Origin of the sequence: Roseburia sp. 831b (genome assembly GCF_001940165.2) — a bacterium.
GTDB lineage: Bacteria > Bacillota > Clostridia > Lachnospirales > Lachnospiraceae > Roseburia.
The window spans coordinates 2,686,096-2,711,028 of record NZ_CP135162.1; the positions used below are offsets into that span (position 1 = coordinate 2,686,096).

Annotated in this window: 21 protein-coding genes; 1 reads left to right on the plus strand and 20 read right to left on the minus strand. The window is 40.5% G+C overall.

Features of this window, described 5'->3' with window-relative positions; all coding sequences use genetic code 11:
* Positions 1–77 precede the first annotated feature (77 nt).
* The 7 genes from BIV16_RS12360 to BIV16_RS12390 all read right to left on the minus strand — a co-directional run bounded on the left by BIV16_RS12360 (position 78) and on the right by BIV16_RS12390 (position 8,376).
* Entirely contained in the window at positions 78–2,087 is a 2,010-nt protein-coding gene (locus tag BIV16_RS12360; protein ID WP_075680414.1) for a sensor histidine kinase, read from the minus strand.
* Between the two features lie 14 nt (positions 2,088–2,101).
* Entirely contained in the window at positions 2,102–2,797 is a 696-nt protein-coding gene (locus tag BIV16_RS12365; protein WP_075680415.1) for a response regulator transcription factor, read from the minus strand.
* 108 nt (positions 2,798–2,905) lie between these two features.
* Positions 2,906–3,730: a hypothetical protein gene (locus tag BIV16_RS12370; protein WP_075680416.1), complete on the minus strand. Its 825-nt coding sequence runs from the start codon at positions 3,728–3,730 to the stop codon at positions 2,906–2,908.
* Positions 3,731–3,747: 17 nt separating this feature from the next.
* A complete protein-coding gene (locus BIV16_RS12375) occupies positions 3,748–5,709 on the minus strand; it encodes a bifunctional metallophosphatase/5'-nucleotidase (RefSeq protein WP_075680417.1) in 1,962 nt (653 codons plus the stop codon).
* Between the two features lie 197 nt (positions 5,710–5,906).
* Entirely contained in the window at positions 5,907–7,502 is a 1,596-nt protein-coding gene (locus BIV16_RS12380) for an ABC transporter transmembrane domain-containing protein (RefSeq protein WP_075680418.1), read from the minus strand.
* On the minus strand, positions 7,495–7,863 hold the full coding sequence (locus BIV16_RS12385; protein WP_075680419.1) for a hypothetical protein: 369 nt from the start codon (positions 7,861–7,863) through the stop codon (positions 7,495–7,497). The genes BIV16_RS12380 and BIV16_RS12385 overlap by 8 nt, the downstream gene beginning before the upstream one ends.
* Before the next feature lie 12 nt (positions 7,864–7,875).
* Positions 7,876–8,376 carry a DJ-1/PfpI family protein gene (locus tag BIV16_RS12390; RefSeq protein ID WP_075680420.1) on the minus strand — a complete coding sequence of 167 codons (501 nt, stop codon included), beginning with the start codon at positions 8,374–8,376 and terminating at the stop codon, positions 7,876–7,878.
* 799 nt (positions 8,377–9,175) lie between these two features.
* Between BIV16_RS12390 and BIV16_RS12395 the strand changes: the two genes are divergently transcribed.
* A complete protein-coding gene (locus tag BIV16_RS12395) occupies positions 9,176–10,060 on the plus strand; it encodes a YitT family protein (RefSeq protein WP_075680421.1) in 885 nt (294 codons plus the stop codon).
* 17 nt (positions 10,061–10,077) lie between these two features.
* Here the strand turns inward: BIV16_RS12395 and BIV16_RS12400 are convergent, their stop codons facing one another.
* The 13 genes from BIV16_RS12400 to BIV16_RS12460 all read right to left on the minus strand — a co-directional run bounded on the left by BIV16_RS12400 (position 10,078) and on the right by BIV16_RS12460 (position 24,933).
* Complete coding sequence (locus BIV16_RS12400) at positions 10,078–10,797, minus strand: AraC family transcriptional regulator (RefSeq protein ID WP_083625183.1); 720 nt, start codon at positions 10,795–10,797, stop codon at positions 10,078–10,080.
* 59 nt (positions 10,798–10,856) lie between these two features.
* The gene (locus BIV16_RS12405; protein WP_075680423.1) at positions 10,857–12,047 is read right to left on the minus strand and encodes an amidohydrolase; all 1,191 of its coding nucleotides are present in this window, start codon (positions 12,045–12,047) and stop codon (positions 10,857–10,859) included.
* Positions 12,048–12,122: 75 nt separating this feature from the next.
* On the minus strand, positions 12,123–14,171 hold the full coding sequence (locus BIV16_RS12410) for an HD domain-containing phosphohydrolase (RefSeq protein WP_075680424.1): 2,049 nt from the start codon (positions 14,169–14,171) through the stop codon (positions 12,123–12,125).
* Between the two features lie 147 nt (positions 14,172–14,318).
* Positions 14,319–15,938: a phosphoenolpyruvate--protein phosphotransferase gene (gene ptsP / locus BIV16_RS12415; protein ID WP_075680425.1), complete on the minus strand. Its 1,620-nt coding sequence runs from the start codon at positions 15,936–15,938 to the stop codon at positions 14,319–14,321.
* A 32-nt stretch (positions 15,939–15,970) separates the two neighbouring features.
* Positions 15,971–16,228, minus strand: coding sequence for an HPr family phosphocarrier protein (locus tag BIV16_RS12420; protein ID WP_075680426.1), 258 nt, complete (start codon positions 16,226–16,228; stop codon positions 15,971–15,973).
* A gap of 88 nt (positions 16,229–16,316) precedes the next feature.
* On the minus strand, positions 16,317–18,227 hold the full coding sequence (locus BIV16_RS12425) for a PTS fructose transporter subunit IIABC (protein WP_075680427.1): 1,911 nt from the start codon (positions 18,225–18,227) through the stop codon (positions 16,317–16,319).
* Between the two features lie 138 nt (positions 18,228–18,365).
* Positions 18,366–19,283 carry a 1-phosphofructokinase gene (pfkB, locus tag BIV16_RS12430; RefSeq protein ID WP_075680428.1) on the minus strand — a complete coding sequence of 306 codons (918 nt, stop codon included), beginning with the start codon at positions 19,281–19,283 and terminating at the stop codon, positions 18,366–18,368.
* A gap of 42 nt (positions 19,284–19,325) precedes the next feature.
* On the minus strand, positions 19,326–20,075 hold the full coding sequence (locus tag BIV16_RS12435; protein ID WP_075680429.1) for a DeoR/GlpR family DNA-binding transcription regulator: 750 nt from the start codon (positions 20,073–20,075) through the stop codon (positions 19,326–19,328).
* 343 nt (positions 20,076–20,418) lie between these two features.
* On the minus strand, positions 20,419–22,035 hold the full coding sequence (locus tag BIV16_RS12440) for an ATP-binding cassette domain-containing protein (protein WP_075680431.1): 1,617 nt from the start codon (positions 22,033–22,035) through the stop codon (positions 20,419–20,421).
* Positions 22,035–22,625: a TetR/AcrR family transcriptional regulator gene (locus BIV16_RS12445; protein ID WP_075680432.1), complete on the minus strand. Its 591-nt coding sequence runs from the start codon at positions 22,623–22,625 to the stop codon at positions 22,035–22,037. The genes BIV16_RS12440 and BIV16_RS12445 overlap by 1 nt, the downstream gene beginning before the upstream one ends.
* A 253-nt stretch (positions 22,626–22,878) precedes the next feature.
* Positions 22,879–23,517: a helix-turn-helix domain-containing protein gene (locus BIV16_RS12450; protein WP_075680433.1), complete on the minus strand. Its 639-nt coding sequence runs from the start codon at positions 23,515–23,517 to the stop codon at positions 22,879–22,881.
* A 4-nt stretch (positions 23,518–23,521) separates the two neighbouring features.
* The gene (locus BIV16_RS12455) at positions 23,522–24,175 is read right to left on the minus strand and encodes a phosphatase PAP2 family protein (RefSeq protein WP_075680434.1); all 654 of its coding nucleotides are present in this window, start codon (positions 24,173–24,175) and stop codon (positions 23,522–23,524) included.
* 134 nt (positions 24,176–24,309) lie between these two features.
* A complete protein-coding gene (locus BIV16_RS12460) occupies positions 24,310–24,933 on the minus strand; it encodes a DUF998 domain-containing protein (protein WP_075680435.1) in 624 nt (207 codons plus the stop codon).

Consider the following 24,933-nt stretch of genomic DNA (forward strand, 5'->3'; position numbering starts at 1 on the left):
TTTTCTTTCTATTATCCTATAAACGAATTCGGGTGTCAAAAAAATAGAGCAAACATACGTCTGCTCTATTGTAAAATTTATTCTTCTGTATAAAGCGGAAAATGAATCGTCGCCTTAAAAATATCTCCATCTACGGTAATCGTAAAAGTTCCACCCATCAGGTTTGTTAAATTCTTGGCAATCGATAGTCCCAGCCCGCTTCCTTCGGTTGTTCTGGACTCATCTCCGCGGATAAAACGCTCAGTCAAATCTTCAACCGCTGCATTTTCCATGGACAAGGTCTTGGTTGATACATTCTTAATGGAAAAGACAATCTCCTCGTTCTTTGCCAAAACTTCGACGTAGACACGCGTCTTTTCCAGTGCGTATTTCGACGCATTGTTATAGAGATTCTCGATGACGCGATAAAGCTGCCGTCCATCTGCTTTCACGAAAACAGACTCTTTCGGAAGCTTTGTCACAATTGTTAATTGTTTGGCCTCAAACTTCTCGTTGAACTCGCCACCGGTCTGGTAAATCAGTTCGACCATGTCGATTTTCTGCATATCCAGCTTGATGTTACCGGAACTGATTTTCGATGCCTCCACCAAATCTTCCGTCAACTGCTTCAGACGCATGGACTTTTCATCCAGAATCCTGATATAACCTTTGACTTTTTCATTCTGGATATCCTCCAGTTTGATAAGGTTGACATAATTTATAATCGAAGTCAGCGGTGTCTTGATATCATGCGACACATTTGTGATCAAATCCGCTTTCATTCGCTCATTCTTGGTGCTGTCGTCCACCGCATGGTAGAGTCCCTCACCGATTTTATTGATTTCTTTTCCAAGCTCCCTGGTCTCCGCATGGAGTTCGTCGATTGGAATCTCATACGTCAAATCACCCTCGGCAATCTTTTTGACCCCTTGCAAAATCTGGTTATGCTCCACCGATTTTCTTAGGAAAATATAACATTCTATTGCCCAGAAAAGAATTAACAAAAGCAGACACCAGTATTGTCTTTTGTAAAAACCAAGGAACGCCAGCATACCTGCAATCAGGATATGTCCGGCAAACAAAACAAGCACACGTGTTGTAATTTTTCGTTCCTGGAATGTTTTTACCAGTCCTTTTTGCAAAAAGCAGGCAAGTGAACTCTCCCACAATACTTCTGCCTTGATTCTTCGCACCATACTTAAATAGAACATCAAAAACAGGTTATCCGTCACCCAGCTAATCGTTCCGGTTGCAACGAGTAAACCGGAAATGTTCCAGTTTCCATTTACAAACCTTGCGCACAGGGAAATAATCTCCACACAAAATGCCAGGAAAACTACCACCAGAATCTCTGTCTTAACCTTGTCAATTCCCCTTAAACGAATGTTTTTCTCTCCTTCATGCCAGCCTGCTGAGATGGTCAGATAAACCAGTGAAATCACCCAGCCAATCATACCAAGTATTACAGCAATAATGGCAAGCTTTACCCATGGATGCAGTTTGTCATATTCCTGTTTTGCCTCCAGGAAATCGTCTTCCTGATGAAAGCTGGTATCTACATGAAAAATCAGGAGTGTTTCCTCTGTATTGATGATTGCTGTTCCTTTGTACTCCCGGAACAGATATTCATCGATTCCACCTATATTAGATTCAAACTGCAGGTTTTCCACATCATAAATCAGATAATCCCCGGATTTTCGTACCTGGTCTGTGACCACATCCGCATCAAACTTCCAGTCCGCCCGGTCTGCATTGGAATCGTTTGTATACAGTATACCATCCTGCACATACCAATAGGTAAAGTTTGTATCCTTTGCCTCAAACATATTCTGTTCCATAAGATAGCGCTGACGTTCTTCCTTGGTTAACTGCTCTTTTTGCTTTGTCAGGTGCATATATTCGGAAAGCTGCTCGTATTTTTTTTCCACACAGGAAACATAATATGCTGATTTGGCAAATGAATTTTCACCAATATCCACGATATCAACCATGCTGCGGCTAAACAATGCACCAAGAAGAACCATGGATATTGTAAATAAAACGGTAAAAAACTGGTGAAAAATCATTCCAACCAGTTTCATACCATAGCTATACGATTTTTTTCCCATCTTGAACCTCGTCCTTAATTTTTCTCGATTTTATATCCAACACCCCATACAACTTTTAAGTACTGTGGTTCTTTTGGATTAATCTCGATTTTTTCTCTGATATGACGAATATGTACCGCAACCGTATTGTCCGCACCAATTGCGTCCTCGTTCCAGATACTTTCGTAGATTTGGTTGATGGAATATACTTTTCCTTGGTTCTTGACCAGCAACAATAAGATGTTGTATTCAATCGGGGTAAGCTTGACGACTTCGCCGTCTACCGTCACCTCTTTCAAATCATCATCAATGCGGAGTCCGCCGACCTGATAAACGGTATCATTGGTATCCGATACATTTCCAAGCTGTGTATAACGGCGGAGCTGGGATTTCACACGTGCTACTAACTCCAGCGGATTGAATGGTTTGGCAACATAGTCATCCGCTCCGATGTTCAATCCCAAAATCTTGTCCGAGTCCTCTGTTTTGGCAGAAAGAATAATAATTGGAATACTGCTCTCTTCTCTGATTTTCAACGTTGCACGGATGCCATCGAGTCTTGGCATCATCACGTCCATGATTAAAAGATGCACATCGTTCTGTTTTAAAATCTCAAGCGCCTCTTGTCCATCGTAAGCCTTTAAAACTTCATACCCTTCCTGCTGTAAATAGATATCAATTGCCTCTACAATCTCGTGATCATCATCACAAACCAAAATTTTGTATGTCATAACGTTCTCCTTACCGGAATCTGCTTTTCCTACAGATTTTCATGTTAGACCTATTGTATCAGTTAATTTTAAATCTGTGTAGTAAGGTTTTCTTAATGCTTTCTTAATTTATTTCTTCCCAAACAAAAAATTCATGAAACTATCGTTTTTTCCCTGCGCCGCGGAGCTCTTTTTCTGATTTGCGGCTCCATTCTTCTGGTTTGTGGCACCTTTTGCCTCATTTTCCTTCCATTGAAAATATTCTGCATCCAGATTTACCTTAATCTCCGGTGCCACATCCTTCGTCTCATTTGATTCCGGCATTGCTTCTGTCTCTTCCTCTAAGGATGACATCATGCCATGCTCGCGCAAGAATTCCTCATTGATATGAATCTCAGGTTTGATTGACTTATATGGGGACATTTCTTTGTCAATCTCCTGCTGCTCCTTTTTCTTTGCCTTCTCACGCTCCCGGTTCCGGTCTTCAATAATTTTTAAATATTTGTCCGTATCCTTTAAATCCTGCAGGTGGCTCTTTAAATCAGACTGATCCGTGCGGACACGTCTTTTTTCCTTTTTCATCTTCTCTTCCATATCGAAATAGATTTCTTTTACGGATTCCAGTGCCTGCTGCATGATATCCTGAACATCCAGCAATGCCTCGTCTGTATACATTACGGAGGCTGCATAAACATCCTCCGCCTTTCTGTTGGCATCTAAGATAATCTCTTCGCCTCGCTTGCGCGCAGCACGTTCTGCCTGATCACGGCTTTGTTGTGTGAGTTCGTGCTCGTCCATCATCTCGTACATACATACGTTTAATTTCTGTAACAGATTTAACATCTCTTTTTTATTGATAATGACACGACCTGCCGCCTCATCATAAACCTCGCTTTGTGATAGCATCACATGAATTTCCCGCAATACTTTTTCTGTCTTATCCTGCGCGCCCATTTTATACCGCTCCTAACTTAATTTCTCTTTTTCTTTCTGACTTTTTTTACTACTTTCACTACTATCACTATAATGAATACAACCAATAAAATCAATACCGCAATCACACCTGCTGCCATTGCAACAAAACGGTTTGGATGAGATAATTTTGCGCCAAGGCTCTTATCATCCTCTACCACTTTACGGTCGTGGTCGGCTGCATAATATTCAGAAACATTTGCGATTCCATCTCCATCGGTATCCTCAAAAGACTGCATATAGCGGGCAATCGCATCCCACGCTTTTAATTCTTTTCCATCCTCGTAAAGAATTACATCTTCAAAATCTTCCACCGGTGTTCCATCTGCGTATTTTGGCACAACGGATAACAAGCCGTATGACATATCTGTCACGGCGCCCATCATCTGACCGCTGTACAAATCTGCGACAACACGATATAACTTGTCGTCCTCAATCTCCACACGTTCTCCATTTTTATCTGTCAAATACACATCCGTCACTCTGTTTAACAACATACGGTTCGGATTGTAAGTAAAATTCAATCCACTAATATAAAGTCTTGCCGTTGGCATCAAATCCGATACAGAAGCATCAATCTCCGCCATTGTCTTTAATTCTTTTCCGGTAAAATATACGCTGATAAGCGGATAACCAGGCACACCATCTTTACCGGTTCCAAGTGAGAAGGAATTAAAAACATCCTCCACGGTAATATCACCGGTTGTATATGTATCACGAACGGTTCCAGACGGAACAACAGCTACATCTACCGTCTCACCATCAAAATCCGCAGAGTTTTCTACGGCATAAACATACGCATCCGACATCAGATCTCCAAGGTTTAACTCGGTGTGCTTTGCCTCTAAATCTTTTAATGTACAAAACGTAACATCGTTGGTCGCGAGAACCTCGTCCTTGGTATAACCAAATGCAGAGAGATATTTCTCATCTACTGCCTGCATAAATGTATCTACTTTTTCCTGCATTGCCGTGTCTGATTCTACGGACTCATCTACCGGAATCAGCTCATACTTCTCCAGCGTCCAGCGTCCGTTGTCCTTCTGTGTCATGGAAAGGCTTCCTACAAATTCACCGTATTCACCCGGTGCCACAACATAAGTGTCCCCATGCACAATCGGTTCTTCAAGCTTTGTATGGGTGTGGCCACTGATAATCAAATCCAGATCCGGCACCTCTTTTGCAAGATTTTCATCCTCGGATTTGTCCTCATCAGCCAGATTCACACCACTATGGGAAACACAGATAATCATATCTGCGTCTTCATTTTTCTTAATCTCGGCTACCGTGCGTTTTACTGCCTCAACCGGGTCTTCAAAAAGCAATGCACAGGTCGGCGCACATGCCAGCGCATCCGTTCCAAAGACACCGACAATTGCAATTTTAACGCCGTCCTTTTCCACCATCGTATAATCTTTGACTTCGTAATCGTCAAATGCATCCCGGATTAACTGCTGGTCCTCGGTAAGTCCTTCCTCTTCCATCGCATCCCAGTCCACATTACATAACACAATCTCCGGAAGTGCATCTCCACTTTCCACAGCCGTTCCCAACATGTTATGTAAACCACTGGAGCGATAATCATATTCATGATTTCCGAATGTAGTGGCGTCTACTCCCAATTCGCCTAACAGACGAAGCTCCGCTGCTTCATCCTCATACACGGTCTGAATCAGTGTACCCATGGAAAAATCGCCGCCATCCAGCAAAAGTGTCTCCGGATTTTCTTCTTTCTGCTCTTTGATTAACGTCTCAATTCTTGCAAAACCACCTACGTTTTTTGCTTCTGTCTCTCCGGCAAGAATGGTGTTAAAACTGTTCACATGTGAGTGTAAATCGCTCGTGAACATAATATCCACACTCTTTGCCTGTGTGTCTGCCTTTACCGGTACTGTTTTCACTCCGGTGACGGTCATAATTGCTGCGAGTACTACCGCTATTCCCCTTGTTACCTTCTTCATTGTCTCCTTCTCCTTATCCTTTTTTTCAAGAAAACACGACAAAAACTCCCCAATTTCCGTTGCATTTCTCTACCACTATTTTACAAGAATTTTACAGAGAAGTAAACCAGGTTTTCCTTTTTGTAGCCTGCTTTTTCCGAAAGAAAAATGTGCCAAAATGCTGTTCTTTGGCATTTTGGCACATTTTTTAATGAAAGTTAACATAATCGGATAACATCATCATATAATTCTTTCTCAACATTATAGTGTTCGACAAAAATTGCTATTTTATTTTTTAAATATTCCTGAATGTTATTCTTAATAGCATTAAATGTGTTTTTATCTAAGGAACTGGATAATTCATCAAAAACATAAACTTCGCAATCTCTTTTTGCAAGGCATACTGCTAGTTGTACTCTCTTTCTCTCTCCCCCGGACAACCTGTTTCCATCATTCCCAATTTCTTTTCCAACACGTTCTTTCACTTCTAATAAACAACATTTTGTAAGTAATTCATCAATTTCATCATCACTTATCTCTGGATTTGCAAATTTGATATTCTCTTCGGTGGTTGCATTAAATAAATATCCATTTTGCAACATATAAGAAACTCTGTTTAAAATAATATTTTCATATTCACTATCATCATCTGATACTATTTTTATTTTTCCATTGTCTGGCGTTAGATATCCAACAAGCAAATTCAATAATGTCGTTTTCCCTGTACCTGTTTTTCCCTCCAAACAATATGATTTTCCTTTTTCAAATACATAATTAAAATTCTCTATCACAGATTTATCACCGTACGAAAATGATACATTTTCGAAAGAAACTTTATCAACCGCAATGTCTTTCTTTTCTTTTTTCAATTTTTCCAATTTCAGAATCTGTTCCATTCGTTCCACTGAGATATTCAGCCTAATCAGCTTTTGGCGGGCTTCTATGATATTTAACAATGGATCAACCAGCATATGATTGTACATAACTATTGCTAATAATCCACCAAATGACAAACTGCCGTTCAAAACAAAAATAGCGGAAACCAGCATTATAACCGCAATTGTCATCATATATAGCGTTCCAATAATGCCGCCTCCAAAATTTTGTATTTTACTTTGTTTTACGTTTATATTGCAAAGTTCTCCGGAAACTTTTTTTATTTTCTTCAGATAATTCCCATGTTCATCAAAAACTTTTATGTTATTTATTCCCTGAATTCCTTCACTAAATAATTTCCAATTTTTTTCCGTTGTTTCCTTCTGCAATGCTACGTTTTTTTCCGTATAATTCTCTATCTTTTTTGAACAGAATGAAGTCACTAAACCTAATGGAATAATAATCAAAGCCAAATACAAATTTATAGATGTTAAAAAGATAAATCCAATCACAAAATTGACCACAGAAACCATACAATCAATCAAGATTCTATAATAATTTTCAGAAATATATTGTGTATCTTCGATTATTCCATTTGAAAGCTTTGATTTTTCAACCGCCTTAATTTTTAAATCATTCACATCTAAAATATGTTCAAATACATTATTTCTGATATCTCTCGCATGCTCATTCTGATATTTATCTCCACAAAAATTATAAAGTGCATATAAAAATTGTGAAAGTGCCTGAAATACCACATAAAAAGCGCCAGATATTAGTATCTGCTTTATCGCTTTTTGGTATGAATCTAAATATACCGCATCTATCATGCTTTGCATAAACTTTACAGGAATAAATGCGGCTAAACTATACAATATTATGATTGTTAATAAAATCACAAAACGACCTAAGCCTAATTTTTTTATTACTTTAAACATTTTCTTCGACTCCGTTCTTATACACTAATCTGTTTTGTTCTCTACTACTAGTTTGCAAGAATCTTACAGAGCAGTATACCAGGTTTTCCTTTTTGTAACCTGCTTTTTTCTCTTTGATTTTAAAGGACATAAATGCATGCTGGTCTACAACTGAAAGCACTAAGAGCAGCAAATATGTCAGAATAAGAAGTATCAGATAGAACTTAATATTTCCCTGTCCATATATGACTGAGTTTACCAAATCTCCCGATATGGATGGTGCAGCTACGCTTATCACGGAGTAAACCAGTCCTACTATGACGTAGGCTATGAGTGTTTTCTTGCTGTGTACTAAGGTTAGAATTTTCTTTTGGTTTTTCATGGTTCCTCCTCGTTATACCTGGTTCTGTAAGAAAAAATTTACTGTTTCGTCATAATCATTTTTATCTATATAAACATCCAGTAATTTTCCTAAACCAATTCCGAATTGAACATAATGGTCTGCGGAAGATAAAAAAACATTTTTATTTATTAACTTCGTTCCACTAAAATTATTCTCCACACCTTCCATGTTCAATGCCTCCACAACAATATTATTACCCGAGCAAATGGATGCAATTATTTTACCCTTATCATTCATATTTTGAATTAATTTTTTAATGGCAGCACTTTTCTTTGACTGTTCTAATTCTCCTCCACAGACAATAATTGCCCCAAGCTCCTCCTCTAAATTCCTTTCATCTATCTTCTTTGCTCTTATTTTTATATTTTCAGCAGTATTTATTTCTTCCTCATCTGATAATATAACAACTTCATACTTTGTCTCCAAAATATACTTTGCAATTATAATTTCGAACAACGGAGATGTATTATACATATATAATCCAATTTTCATTCTTTTTCCCTCACTTTATTCCTAAAACCTATCACCCAACAAGTTACACTAACCAATACAAAAACTATGAAAAACGCATCTAATTCGTCAGTAAAGGCTTTTAATGCCAATATCATATTATTATAGTTTTCCTGTTTTAGCAATGTCGAATCATGAAAAATCCGTCATACTTAACAACCCTTAAGTACAACGGATTCATTCTGTTTTTACATCAATAACAGCTTTCTATATTCTTCAACCTGTTGGGCAAATCTCATTGTTATTCCTCTGTTACGCCCATTTTATCCTGAATTTTTCTTGAAAAAAGCTGGAATTGGCTCTTTTAAGTTCAATTCCAGCTTGTACGCCCCCAATTTTATAAAACACAGGGCGTATGGATATTTCTAGCACTTTTGGCGTCCAATTAGTTTACATAACACGTGTCTTCCTTAGCTGCTTGGGGCGTAGAAGAGATTTTTCAGTCCACTACGCCCAGCTACCGCCGGAACTGATGCTTATTTATCAGAGACTTATTTTATAATTAGCCGCCTCTGTAACTGTCATAATTACTGGCTTCTCTACATCACCTGAAAACTTGACATCCCCCACCACACGGTGTTAGAATAAGTCCGTTGAAAAGAGCAAACGCGTATTATATTTTATATGATGCGTAGTTGCTCTTTTTTTTTGATTATTGGATTAGGATATCAAAAGGGTACCTGATATTTTTTATTTGACAAATGGTACAAAAGATTTAACATACCCTTTTGACACCCTAATCATTATTGGTAAAAAATATTGCAGAAATGGAGATTTTCGGATGAGTAAAATAAAAAAGGAACGCCTTCAGGCTGAATTAAAACAAATCTTTTGGGAAATTGCCGGAAGTATTTTAGTTGCGATTGGTATCTACAATTTTGCTGTTCATGCAAAATTTCCAATGACCGGATTTTCCGGTATTTCGATTATCCTATATCAGTTGTTTCAGATTCCAATTGGTCTGTCGACCATTTTATTAAATATTCCGGTTGCGATTGTTTGCTATAAGCTTCTGGGACGCGGCTTCTTTTTTCGCTCTATGCGATGCATGATTATTTCCTCTGTTTTTATTGATTATGCCGCACCACTTTTCCCAATCTATGAAGGCAGCCGCCTTCTTGCTGCATTGTGCACCGGCGTCCTTGCGGGACTTGGATACTCCATTATTTATATGCAGAATTCCTCAACCGGCGGCGCAGATTTTATTATCATGGCTGTCAAGGCACTTCGCCCACATGTCTCTGTTGGGAAAATTTCTTTTGCCATTGATGCCATCATTATCCTGCTTGGAACTATCGTGTTCCGTGATGTGGACGGCGTTATCTACGGTATGATTGTATCTTATCTGCTTGCAACCGTAGTAGACAAAACCATGTACGGCATGAATTCCGGAAAAATGGCGTTGATTGTCACAAACGATGGAAAAAAAATCAGTGATACGATTGAGAATACCTGTCAGCGTGGTTCTACCATTATCAAGGCACAGGGTGGTTATAAACAGGACGACCGGGATGTTGTGATGTGTGCCTGCAACAACAAGGAAATGTTTTTGGTACAAAAAGCCATCAAGGAGGCTGATCCTCTTTCATTTACAATTGTACTTGATTCCAATGAAGTTCACGGCGAAGGCTTCCACACGATTCAGGTCGGAGAAAAAGCGAATTGATGTCATCATCAATTCGCTTATTTTCCAATAATCACATTATTCGTTCTTTTATAATAACATTTCCGATATTCCCCCGGTGTCATGTCCGTGTACTGGCGAAATGTTTTGGAGAAATGGCTCTGCGAGCAAAATCCTAAATATTTTGCAATCTCGGACAATGCGTCATCCGAATAGCATAACATTTTCTTTGCCTCTTCAATACGGCTTCGCAGGATATAACCTGAGACGGTCTCTCCGGTCTCTTTTTTGAATAAGGCACTAAAATATGTCTCGCTTAACTTTGCGTAGGCTGCAATCTCTTTTAGCGTCAGCTCACAATGAAGATGCTGCTGGATATATTCCATTCCCTGGCGAACTGCCTCGGACAGACGGATATTGGCACATATCGCTTTTACTTTTCCTGCAAAATCTAAAACGGCCTCCTGATAAAGTCTCCATAGCGCCTCCATATCCTCAAGCTCGTCCGCCTTTCGGATGTAAGAATCTCCTAGTATGTAGGCATCTTCTTCCCTCATTCCACCCTCCATGGCAGCACGCACCGCCATGGAAATGCCAATGATACAGTCATAACGCTGTTGCCGCACCGGATTCAAAGATGTATTTCCACTCTGCATCCCTTTTACATTTGCCAACAAATCAGACAGGGGTTCTTCATCCCCTTTCATGATTAAAATGTTTACGTATTTTTCCCGTTCATATCGGCTTTGTGCTTTGCATTGTAGATCTGTTTGTTCCATCCGTTTTCACCTGCCACATAAAATATCACCATTATTATAACTTGCCTTCCCCTCTTTTCTCAACCCATTTTTCGTGGCTCAAATACCGTTTTTCCTTCGATAATTGTCCTCACAATCTCTGGGTTGCGTACAAACGGGTTTCCTTTTACCACCACGAAATCACCGTCTTTTCCTTCCTCAATACTTCCTACGCGTTTCTCTACACCGATGTGCTTTGCGGCATGGATGGTGATGGCCTGCAGTGCCTGAAATTCTGTCATTCCATAATCGATGGCATAGCCTGCACATAACGCAAGAAAACGTTCTTCAATGACAGGAGAGTCTGTGATAATGGCAACCTGACAGCCAGCCTTTGCTAAAATTCCAGGTGTTGCAAATGACTTATGTTTCAACTCATATTTTGTTGGATGACCCAGTGACGGACCAATTGCAAGCGAAACCCCTTCTTTTGCAAGCTCCTTAGCAGTGAGACTTCCATCGGTGACATGGTCAAGGCAAAGTCCTATGCCGAATTCTTTTGCTATGCGAATCGCAGTAAAAATGTCGTCTGCCCGGTGCACATGCGCTTTTAAAGGAAGTTCTCCCTCAATCACCGGAAGCATCGCCTCTAATTTTGCATCATAGGGAGGCATTTTTTCATACGAAACATCGTCTGAAAACCCGGCTGCAAGTTTCCGTTTCTGATAATCCTGCGTCCGATACAGCAACTCCCTGATGTCCGCCGCAATCGTCATGCGCGAATAAATTCCGTTTCTTTTATAGCAGTTCTTCGGATTCTCCCCGAACGCAATTTTCATTCCGACCGCTTTTTTCACTAACATGTGATCGATTCTTTTTCCTGCTGTCTTGATGGCGCAAAAAGTTCCTCCCACCACATTCGAGCTTCCCGGACCGGTCGCCACACACGTGACACCCCCACTTCTCGCCATTGCAAATGTCTCATCCTGCGGATTGACTGCGTCAATTGCAGAAAGCTGTGGCGTGATACAATCCGAAAGCTCATTAAAATCCTCCCCCTCGTAGCCAACTGCAGTGCCTTGTAATCCCAGGTGACAATGCGCATCCACAAAGCCCGGATACACCTCGCACCCTTCCGCATCAAAAATTTCGGCATCATTGATGGCTTTTCCCTCTAAAATTGGTGCAATTTTTGCAATTTTTCCGTTTATTACAAGAATATCTCCAACAAATGGCTCCTCCTGTATCGCATTATGAATGCACCCCTGCTTTATCAAAAGTCCCTGTTCCATGTTATCACCTCACATACTAAAATAAGGGACTGCCCATTCGGACAATCCCTTATAGTATGCGTCTGTCTTCTGATTTTATACGGTCTGCGTAACCGTCTTCTTTTCTTCTAGCATGGATATAAAAACTTCGACAATCTGCGGGTCGAACTGTGTTCCGGCACACCGTCTGAGTTCCTGAATCGACTCTTCCATCGTCATCGCTTTGTGATATGGTCTGTCATGCGTCATAACGTCATGGGAATCCACGATTGTGATAATTCTGGATAAGAGCGGAATCTGTTCTCCCTTTAAGCCGTAAGGATAGCCATTTCCATCCCATCTTTCGTGATGGCATAAAATGCACTTTGCAATCGGTCGGACTTCCTGTGTAATCTTGGCAATCTCATATCCCTTTACGGTGTGGCTTTTCATGATTTCCCATTCTTCTTCCGTCAATGTTCCTTCTTTATGAAGAATCCGCTCTGGTATCGAAACCTTTCCGATGTCATGAAGGGTTGCAAGAAGCCCAAGCTGTCCAAGTTCCTGCTTTTTGATACCCAGTCTCTTTCCAAGCTCGACCGAAATCCTGCTGGTACGTTCTGCGTGCTTCTCGGTCTCAAAATCACTCTCCAGCAGCGACTTTTTCAATGATTCCAGGATGGAACTGCGCACACTCTCCTTGTTCAGCAATTTTTTCTGAACCATTTCCTTGCGTGCCTCTTCTAACGCTTTTTGTGTGTTGTCCTGCGCAGAATAAATCACAGACTGCCCATACTCCACACTGATTTGAATCTCGCCTGCCTGCTTGTTGTTGATTCTTTTTCCAACGCGGGCAAAAATTTCTTCCGCCTCGGCAATATCTGTGCCCGGCAAAAAGAATAACATCTCATCTCCATCCATACGTGCTACACGGTCGCCTTCTCTTGCTTCTTCCTTTAGAATCGACGCCACTGTGCAAAGCACCTGATCTCCCTTATCAAGACCATAAAAATCATTCACCAGCCTTAAGCCATTGATGTTGAAAATTCCGATGCTGATTGGTATTGGAAAAGCGTGCATCATCTCCTGCCTGCAATGGTTTACATAATTCCTGTTGTATAATCCGGTCAAAGGATCGTGGTTGACGTGATATTCTAACTGCTCGATTGCTCGTTTCTGCGCCGGAACTTCATTGTACACAAGAAGTGTGCCGGTAAACCGGTTTTTCGCATCCGTAAGTCTTTGATACTGTATCTGAAACCATTTGGTAATGCCATCGCAGTCTAGCATGACCTCCAGAATATCCTCTTTCTTTTCCTGATTCGGTGTCAGGTATGGATTTTTCCTGCAAAAAGTTGCAAGTGTCATCTTTTCTTCCATCTGGAAAAGCTTTTTTGCGCTTTCGTTGCATACCAAAAAACGATCCTCATTGTCGAATAGGACAATCGGGTCTTTCATTTGGTTAAAAATGAACTTTCTGGCATCCGAAATGACCCCGTATGGCTCAAATTCAAACGTATAGAAATAAAAAACACAGGCAAGCAGACTATATAAAATAATGGATACATCGACCGCAAGCCCCATCGCTAAGAAAATCCCGTTGATTGCGATTACAATTATCATACTAAGCAAAATCGTCGTGTAACGTTTCCGGTAAACCTTTGGCGAACCGATACATTTTCGAATCAGAATTGCCCCGGCACCAAGAAACATCGCATAACAGATGAGAAGATGTAAATCGAACCACGGATATTTTTCAAAAATCAGATAACAATCCGTTCCGACCATTTTCTTTCGATATGTCAACGCCACTTCATAAAATGGGTTGATTGCGAGCATTATATTGTCAATCCCTAACGCAGTAATCAACAGTCTCTCGCTTTTTTTCGGAAACTTATGGTTCCCGGACAGATAAAACGTATATTGCAAAAAGAAAAATAAAATCCAGTCAATCAGCATAAAGACCAGACTGTTTCCCACCGACATTACAAAGTAGGAATTGGAAATTAACGTCAGAAGATAGGAAAGAATCGCCGGCAGTCCACACAATATCATGTTGCGCAAAGACTTCCCAATTCTATCTTCTTTTTCGAGTGATTTATATAAATAGTATGCTACAATCGCTGCCGCACCTAAAAATACCCATGCATACTCTATTTTTGACACAAAAAAATGCCTCCTTGATTTTTTACATATTGTATACTATTATACACAATTTCCACAATAGTTGCAAAATTTTTCTCAAAAGAGGCATCTTTTCGCTATTCAATTATATTTGTAGTTATATGAAGTTTCTATGAGAATACATGGTTGTTAAGATGAAAATTTTGCATTTCTCACTTTCTCGCGCACGGACAATACCATGGATGGAGAAACGGATAATTCATCAAATCCCATTTTGACAAATGTTTCCGTGAGTGTGGTGTCTGCACCGAGTTCTCCACAGATTCCAACCCAGCAGCCTTCTTTATGGCCGTTATCCACGACCATCTGAAGCATACGAAGAACCGCTTCATGATGAGAATCATAAATGTTGTCCAGTCTTGGATTCTGACGGTCGATTGCGAGTGTATACTGAGTCAGATCGTTTGTGCCGATGGAGAAAAAGTCTACTTCTTTTGCAAGAAGATCACTAATCATCACGGCTGCCGGTGTCTCAATCATGATACCAAGCTCACAATCTTTGTACGGAATTCCTTCCGCATCGAGTTCCGCTTTCACCTCAGCGACAATCTCTTTGATTTTTTTCACCTCAGAAACGGAGATAATCATTGGGAACATGATGGAAATGGTTCCGTAATAACTTGCACGATAAATCGCACGAAGCTGGGTCTTAAAAATCTCCGGCTGATCCAGGCAGATTCGGATTGCACGGTATCCCATCGCCGGGTTATCCTCTTTTCCAAGCTGGAAGTAATCTACCTGCTTGTCTGCACCAATATCCAACGTTCGGATAATGACCTTTTTGCCTGCCATATTTTCTGCTACCGTCTTATATGCCTGAAACTGTGCTTCTTCGGTTGGGTAGGTATCGGATTCTAAGTATAAGAATTCGCTTCGGAAAAGTCCGATTCCCTCTGCATCATTGCTTAACACACTTGCGACATCCGCAACACCACCGATATTCGCGTACAAATGTAGTTTCTTTCCATCCAGGGTGACGGTCTCTTTTCCTTTTAATTCCTGAAGAAGACGTTTCTTATTCTCCTCTTCTTCTTTCTTTTTCTGATACTCTGCTAATGTTTTTTCATCTGGATCTAAAATTAATTTTCCTGCAAATCCATCTACAATTGCCATTTTGCCATCGGCATCCTCCGGGTAATCTGCCCCGATAATTGCCGGGATATTCATGGTTCTTGCCAGGATTGCAGTATGGGAATTGGTCGAACCATGACGGGTCACAAAGGAAAGTACTTTACTTTTGTCTAGTTGGACCGTTTCACTTGGCGCAAGGTCATCCGCAAGCAGAATGAAAGGCTCATCGCCGGTTAAGCCACCGCCCTCATTTCCCTGTAAAATAGAGATGACACGGTTGGAGATATCTTTTACGTCCGCTGCACGTTCTCTCATGTAATCATCATCCATTGCTGCAAACATGGCTGAGAAGTTGTCACCGGTTCCTGCTACCGCAAACTCTGCGTTGACCTCCTGGGAACGAATCATGTTCGTAATGGATTCCACGTAATCGAGGTCATCTAACATCATCTGGTGTACTTCAAAGATGGCAGCATTGACTTCCCCAACTTCTTTCAATGCTTTTTCATAGAAAACGGCAAGCTGTTCTTTTGCCTTGTCCCTTGCATCCTCAAACCGTTTGATTTCTGCTTCAACATCTGTCACTTTGTATCTTTTTACCTGGTTGTCCTTTTTATCATATACAGATACACGTCCAATTGCGATTCCTGCAAAAACGCTTTTCCCTTCTACGATCATGATTTTCCTCCTTCCCTTCTATCGAAAATCTCCTATAAGTTCTCCTGTAAAAATTTGCTTAAGGATTCGATTGCTTCGTCTTCCTGTTCGCCGTCTGTCTTTAATGTGATTTCCATACCACTCTTTACACCTAAGCCCATAAGACCTAAGATTCTTTTTGCATCTACTTCTTTTCCGTCTTTTGTAACAGTTACTTTACATGGAAATGCTGCGGCAGCTTTTACAAAAGCTCCTGCTGGTCTTGCGTGGATTCCTTCTGGATCTGTGATTGTATATTTGAATTCTTTCATCTTTCTTCTTCCTTTCTTCTCTTTCAACTTTTTATTTGGGTAAGGAAGGCGCCGCCTTTGCAACGCCCTCCAATATTTTAGGCCGTTTTTAAGCTTCTACATCCTTCTTTAAAACGCCGAGTAACAAGCATCCTACAACGGAACCTGCCGCCAATGCAACTAAGTACATGAGTGGATTTCCGATGGTTGGTACTACGAAGATTCCTCCATGAGGTGCCATTAAGGTACATCCAAATGCCATGGATAATGCTCCTGCTACTGCAGAACCAACGATACAGGATGGAAGTACATGTAATGGGTCCGATGCTGCAAATGGAATGGCACCCTCTGAGATGAAGGATAATCCCATAATGAAGTTTGTAGGACCTGCTTTTCTTTCTTCTTTTGTAAATTTCTTTTTGAAGAAGATGGTTGCTAATGCGATTGCGATTGGAGGAACCATTCCACCAACCATAACAGCTGCCATGATGTTGTAGTTTCCGGCAGCGATAGAAGCTGTACCGAATACATAAGCTGCTTTGTTGACTGGGCCACCCATATCAACAGACATCATTCCGCCTAAGAGTGCTCCAAGTAAAATTGCGCTTGCACCATTTAAACCATTCAATCCATTGTTGATTGCTGTGTTTAGGAAACCGATTGGAGGTTCAACCACATACATCATAATGATACCGATAAGCAACACTCCGAATACCGGATATAGCAAAATCGTCTTGATTCCGTCTAAGCTTTCCGGTAATTTGCTAAAGATTTTCTTTAACAGAAGTACTAAGTAACCAGCTACGAAACCTGCTACCAATGCACCTAAGAAACCGGATGTACCGTTTGCTGCGATTGCTCCGCCGACAAATCCAACTACAAGTCCCGGTCTGTCTGCAATACTCATTGCAATAAATCCGGCTAAGATTGGTAACATGAATCCGAATGCGACGCCACCGATGGATTTAAACATTGCTGCGATTGGTGTAATCGTACCGAAGTTGGATCTTTGGTCTAATGGAAGAGAGTTCAAATCTACGGCAAATCCATCGATTAAGAATGCGATTGCAATTAAGATACCACCGCCCACTACAAATGGAAGCATGTGGGATACACCATTCATCAGGTGTGTATAAATCTTATGACCAACGCCATCTTTTCCGGTAGATTCCTGAACCTGTGCTTTTCCATCTGCTTTAAAGACTGGAGCATCTCCATTCATGGCTCTTTCAATTAACTGGTCTGCTTTGCTGATACCATCGGATACCTGGCACTGAATGACTTTCTTGCCATCGAAACGATCCATTGGAACTTTGGTATCTGCTGCGACGATAATACAGTCGGCTGCTGCAATTTCTGCACTTGTCAATACATTTTTGGCACCGCCGGAACCTCTTGTCTCAACTTTGATATCGCATCCTGCTGCCTCGCCGGCTTTCTCCAATGCCTCTGCTGCCATGTAAGTATGTGCAATTCCGGTTGGGCATCCGGTTACGGCAAGCACCTTTTTACCGGAAGCATGGGATACTGTCTCTTTTTCTTTTCCCGCTTCTGCCTCATCCTTACCAGCTTCTGCCTTATCAATGACTGCTAAGAATTCACTTACACTTGTAGCTGATTTCAGGCTGTTGGTAAAGTTTTCATCCATCAATAAGACGGACAGTTTGCTGAGTACGTCCAGGTGAACGTTATCCTCTGTATTTGGCGCTGCAATTAAGAAAATAAGATGAACTTTCTCTCCATCTAATGCATCGAAATCGACACCATCTTTTAATACCATTGCTGCAAGACCCGGCTTTGAAACCGCATCCGATTTACAATGCGGAATGGCAATTCCTTCCCCGATACCGGTTGTACTTTCTTCTTCCCTTGCATACACACCTTTCCGATACGTCTCAACATCGTTGATTTTTCCACTTTTTGCCATTAAGGCAACCATCTGATCAAGTACTTCTTTTTTTCCTGCTGCGCTGCCGTTTAAGTCAATGCTTTCCGGTGCCAGCAAATCTCTGATCTTCATACATTTTCCTCCTTTTGCTATATTCCCCATTTATTTTCACAGAACCTTCACCTGTCAAAATACGTTGTTGTTCAAACTGTTTTCTCTGTCATCGCTACTGAATTTCTTTTTTCTAAAATAACTTTCCTGTTACTGGTTTTATTCAAATAGGTATTTGTTCTTCTCAAGCAATGCAGCTACTTCTTCCTTTGTCGCAAGTTCCTCTGAAAAAGCCGATGCACTTCCGGTACAAACCCCCATTGCAAATGCATCTTTGTAGTTTTCTTTTTCCAAATATCCTGCAAGGAAACCCGCCACCATGGAATCGCCTGCTCCGACTGAATTCTTAAGAATTCCTTTTGGCGCATCTGCCTTGTAAACTTCTCCATTTTCCGTTACCAGCACAGCTCCTTCGCCCGCCATGGAAACAAGTACGTTTCTTGCACCTTTTCCCTGAAGGCGTTTTGCGTATTCCACAACTTCGTCTTTTTTCTCCAGTGTTACGTTAAAAATTTCACCAAGTTCGTGATTGTTTGGCTTAATCAAAAACGGATGATACTCTAACACATTGACCAAAAGGTCTTTTGTGGCATCTACCACAATTTTTAACTTGCGGTCACTTAAATGTTTCATGATATCCATGTACATAGAACCCGGCATCACGTCTGGAATGCTGCCCGCTAACACAAGGACATCGCCATCTTTTAATTCATCCAGTTTCCGGTAAAGTTCCTGAATATGTTTTTCTTCAATCTTAGGACCCTGTCCGTTAATCTCGGTCTCTTCATTCGAACGAAGTTTTACGTTGATGCGGGACATTCCTGTTTCTACCGGAATGAAATCTGTCGCAACTCCTTTCTCTTTTAAAAGAGCCTGTATCTTTTCTCCGGTGAATCCTGATAAAAAGCCGAGCGCTGTGTTCTCATATCCAAGATTTTTCAAAACCATCGATACGTTGATTCCTTTTCCGCCTGGATAAATAATCTCATCACAGGTCCGGTTTACCACTCCGCAGGTAAAATCCTTGACTGTGACAATGTAATCCAGAGATGGATTAAACGTTACAGTATAAATCATAGTATGCTCCTTTCTTCCTTCATAGATTCTTGTTTTAAAATCTTAGGTTGTAATATTACAGACATTCTTACAGGATAAAAATGCCTTTTGTTTTAATCCAGTTGTGATAACCGTTGCATCCGTAAAAGCTGCAAACGTGACACTCGAAATTTTGGAAAACTTTGTCTCATCGCAAAGAATGTAGCGATCCTTACAGTTCTCCATGGATTTCTTTTTCACGAGCGCCTCCTTGATTTCCGGTGTGGAAAAACCTTTCTGCATGTTCACACCGTTGGCACCCCAAAATCCTTTTGTGAAATTATATTTGTCAAGTGTTGTAACGGCTTCCTCCCCGACGATTGCCTCCGTCACCGCCTTGAATTCGCCTCCTAAAATATAAACGGTAAATCCAAGTTCCGATAACTTCTTCGCATGGGAAATGGCGTTCGTCACAAACACTGCCTGTTTGCAGGTAATAAAATCAATCATTCGCTCCGTTGTCGTTCCGGCATCCAGATAAACAAAATCGCCTGGCTCAATCAGATTTGCCGCATATTTGGCAATGACTTCTTTCGCCTCCGCATTCATTCCCTTTCGACTGATAACATTATCATCAATCGTGTTGTAACCTGTCGCTTTTAAAATTGCTCCTCCGTGAACCTTCGTGAGCTGCCCTTTGGCATCCAGTGCAGTCAAATCCCTGCGAATCGTGGATTCGGAAGCATCCAGTTCTGTCATCAGCTGCTGCACCGTCACACTTCCCATACTTTCTAGTATGGATAAAATCCTTGCAAATCTTTCTTCTGTCAGCACCTTTTATCCCTCCAATTTCGTTCACGTTCATTCAAAACCATTCATTTCATGCTTTTATTATAAAATCACTTTCCGTCACAGTCAATCATTTTCAGTCAAAATCATTCACAAAATAGCATCTGCAAAATTGTAGAAAATAGACAATGAGTGGTCTTTTCTGCCTGTTTTCTTGTAAAATTTGATGCATTTTGGCTGCACCCTCCATGAACGGTTTCTTTTACAAAAACCTAAAACCTTCTGAAACAAAAAAAGAATCCTGTTTACAGGATTCTTCGTCTGCGGCAGGTCGCATTGTGACATTGTTCAACTCCGTCACAGGGCGATTCTCGCGCAGCATTTTTGATTAAATTTGGTAAATCCGGTCGCTATGGGAAAGCGCCGTCTCTTTGTGTGCAACCTGAATCTGAATCATATTGGAATTTTGCTTTTTCAATTCCCGATATATTCCCTCCTCAATTTTAGCATCCACGTGTGCGCTACACTCGTCAAGCAGCAAAATCTGTGGTTTCTTCAACAGCTCCCGGATAATACCCACGCGTTGCTTTTCTCCTCCTGACAAAATCTCCATCTCTCCGGTCAAAACGGTATCAAGCCCATCTTTCATAGTGCATATTCGTTCTTTTAAGTCAAATTCCTGCAAAAGCTCTAACAATGTCTCATCCTTGATTTCCTGCTCTACGTTATACGTTAAGTTTTCCCGAATTGTCCGGTGAAACAAAAAGGTTTGTTGGTTTACATAACCAACCTGATTTCGAATCTGCCGGAGCGTTTTTGCAGTCACCTTTTTGCCATTTACAGTGATTGCCCCGCTGTCCGGCTCCTCCAGACCGAGCAGCAGAGATAAAATGGTACTTTTTCCGCACCCACTTTGTCCTGCCAGTGATATGAGTTCTCCTCTTTTGGCAAGAAAGGTGCAGTCCTGCAAAACCGTTTTCCCCTGATAGGAAAAAGATACATGTTCAAACCCAACGCTCTCAATTTTCATTTGATCTGGTTTTTCCGACATTTCTTCCCGTATCTGTTCCTCCTCGAAATCAAAAATCTCTGCAATTCGTTCAGATGCCGTTATCCCTTGTTTATATTGTGGAATCAGACTCTCGACTACCGAGGACATGCCCCAAATATATTGATAAAGATTTAACATTAGTACAAAGTTCGCCAAGTCTATTTTCTGGCATGACAAAAACCAGGCACACACCACTATCATCAAGATATTGCCAAACTGCTTACAGGTATCACCAGAAATCAGTTGTAGCTGCCGCATCAAATCACGTTTCATTAACTTTTGAGTGTAGCGATTCCAGCTTTCACGAAAACGTACCAGTTCTTTCTCGTAGGAATCGCTTACTTTTACCTGAATCACACCATCCAAAAGATTAGCAGTCTCATCTTTTAATCTGGCAAGTGCTTCGTTATGTTCCCGATACACCTTTGTCAGGGGAAGTTTTAATGCAAACACATAATCCGCCACCAGCAACACAACCGTCATGGTTCCCACAAAAACATTACAATGAAACAGCCAGATAAAATAAAAAAGACATATCGCAGCGCTGATGATTCCATCCATCAGCTTATAGACAAGAATTCCTTCTAGTTGAAATATTTCATCAACAATTCGTGCCACCAGGTATGTCGGTGTGTATATCGAAAACACCTGCTCCTTACATTTTAGGAGGTGTCCTGCCAATGACTCCGAAACTGCAATCATGCTTTCGTTGCGGTTTTCAAAAACCTTCTTCTTTTTCCAGAAAGAAAGCACTGTCCTGGCACAAAACACCACAATTATCAGTAACACTGCCACATCTGTGATTTTAATGGCATGTTTTTCTGCCTTGCTTAAAAGGTCCTGTAATAAATAAGGTTCCAAGATGCTAAGCGCAGATACTGCCACGCACAGGAAAAAGAATCCAATTGTTTTATGTAGCGGTGTTTTTGTTAGTTTGAGTATTTTCTTTTCCATTATAATCTCACAATCTGGTCGTAACCCATATTATCTTCCAAATATGTAATGCCTGTATTGTGGATCATCTGAAACATATTCTCCTTTGTATCCTTGACAATCCCGGATGCAATCAGCGAACAAATTCCATGTGTATATATAATCATTGTCATAGAAAAATCTGTTGCCTGACTTACAGTAATTCCAAGCCTGTCTGCTAATGGTTTGTAAATTCCTGTATTATTCTCAGTATTCAACTGAAATCCTGCACTTAAAAGCTGACTCCTGTCTCCCATATAGAGAAACTGAAAAAGCATTGGCTTATCAAGCGCCAGCTCAATCGTCCCTCTGCCTCTTAGCTCAAATGCTGATAATTCATCAACAGCTTCCTTTCTGCGATAATATTCTTCTTCCACATATTGCTCTGCAAACGGGATTAGCTCTGTTCTCAAACCGTCCATACCGCCAAACTGCCATGAAATCGGTGCCGTAGAGCATCCCAGCCTTTTCGCTACCTCTTTAATATTTAGAGCTGAATATCCACTCTCCATTACAATATCCAATGCTGTTTTCAGCATATCTTCTTTTTTAATTTTGGGACTACTTGGCATATTATCCTCCATATGTAATTATTCAGTACCTTCATAATTACATTTCGCAGATTCATGAAAATTCGCTATGCGAATGGAATCTGCTCACACCAGAATCATGTTCTTACGACCTCATCAGCAAGTGATTCGGTCTGTGCTGAATACTCACCTTTATATTATAAATTAGTTTATTGTAAATTCATTTATAGTATAGTGCGCTGAATAAACATGTCAAGGCTTACCATCTCTTTTCCAATGCAATCCCTATGTTAATTCAAGCATCCTTACGCTCCTTCATACCGCCTTTCCCAATAGCATAAAAAAGTAACCCGCCTTTTATCATCAACTGAAGAAAAACTATCACAACGCAATAGGTTTCTCTTACCATTGAAAAATACAAGACCGCTATCATGCTGATCAATACGGAACTGATAGTAATAATATCTTTTCCCTTATCTATATGCATATAATTTAATACTATTTTTACAATTCCAAGTAGAACGAATGCCACAATCAGAACCCAGCAGATAATACTAATCCAATTATTTTCCGGTTTAAAATTCCAGAGATTCACTGCTATTACAGAGTTATCCATCTGTCTGGAGTATAGAGGCAATAGTGCAAGCAAGATTCCGATTAAATCAACAGTTCCAAACAACACATCACATATTCTTTGGATATTTGACCTGTTTTCCTTTTCAGCAATAGATACCAAAGCGTCTGCCGACAGAAGTTCATCAATCGAAATGGAAAAGAAGCCTGCTATTGCTTTTAATGAATCAATACTGGGATATCCTCTGCCCGATTCCCATTTTGAGATTGCAGTTCTCGAAACATATAGCTCCTCTGCCAGTTCTTCCTGTGTGAGGTTTCTGCTTTTTCTTAGTTCCTGTAATTTTTCATGAAATCCCAAATGATCACCTCTTATCATGCATCAAAACGATTGCTTTATATATCAGATAAGAACCTGTACTTAGCAGGATTGCACCAACAATATCTGTCAGCCAGTGAACTCCTGCAACAGTTCTTCCGATTACCATAAAAAGACTAAATGATGCTGTCACAAGTATAAGTATTTTTCGCACAAGTTCTTTCTTCATCCGCCTTTTCAATTCAAATATTAAGGTCGGCATTACACTTAGCACAAGGAGTGTTGTAGACGATGGATACGATGCTTCCATTCTTCCTTCGATAAAAATTGGTCTGTAATTAATCGGTATCATCTCAAAAATCAAATACTCCAAAATTACAATGACATAAAACACACCAAGCATTCGGATGTCAAAATCCACCTTTAAAAGTTTTCTTCTTTTGATCCACTGACATAATCCCAACAGTCCAAAACCCATGCATACAAATACAGCAACAAGACCAAGCCAGTCTGTGATGGTATAAATTTTCATATGAACACCTGTCAGGTTATGAAACCAGACATTGATTGTCGAAAAACCAATATCTGTTCCGTCTATTCCTTCAGGCTTCACATCAAACACCTGAATCATAATTGTCCATAAGACAAATCCCAATAAGTATATCACTCCACCGCACATGTTTATTCTTTCATTTTTCATAATTTCTGTTTATCCTTTCTCTTTGCTTGTTTTACTCATGAGCTAATCCTAAAGTAACAAACATATTGAAAGAATGAAAGAAACGCCTGGTAACATGCGCGATACGAATCGTCACACCCGCATATTTCCTTAAATCATAAGTCAATTCTGAACAATTCTATTCCCAGCACTGCATTATATCCTACTGCCGCAAAAACGCTGAACCGCTCAACAACACCAAAATATTCTTTCGGTACGATATTCATTCCAAGTGCACCAACTAACATCATTCCCAGAGCAATTCCTGCAAACACACCGAAACTGCGATATTCTTTCCTCTTCACTCCTGCTATGATAAGTATAACAAGCGAAACGATGGATAGCAGTACAACTAAAATCGTTGAAAGAATATGCATTTTATCCTGAAATGTCCCTGCATAGCCACTATCACTTAACGGAAACACGGAAAATCCCACTGCCGATATCCACTCCATTGCGGTAAACAGATAGATTCCGGTTCGTAGTAACCTGCTTCCTTTTCCCTGTATCCCTGCGCAAACCATCATGGCACAGATTAAAGTACAAATATTATACAGGCTGCTAAGCTGATTCCACAGTCGCAGAGACGGAGCATTCGTAGCACTCAGATCACTGACTGCCTGTGCCATCCAGTTATATCCGGGATAAGCAAGTGGAGAAAACACAACCGCCGCTGTGTAAGAAAGTAATGCCACAATTCCAAGCAGTCCACAATAATTCATAAAATTCTTTTTTCTCAT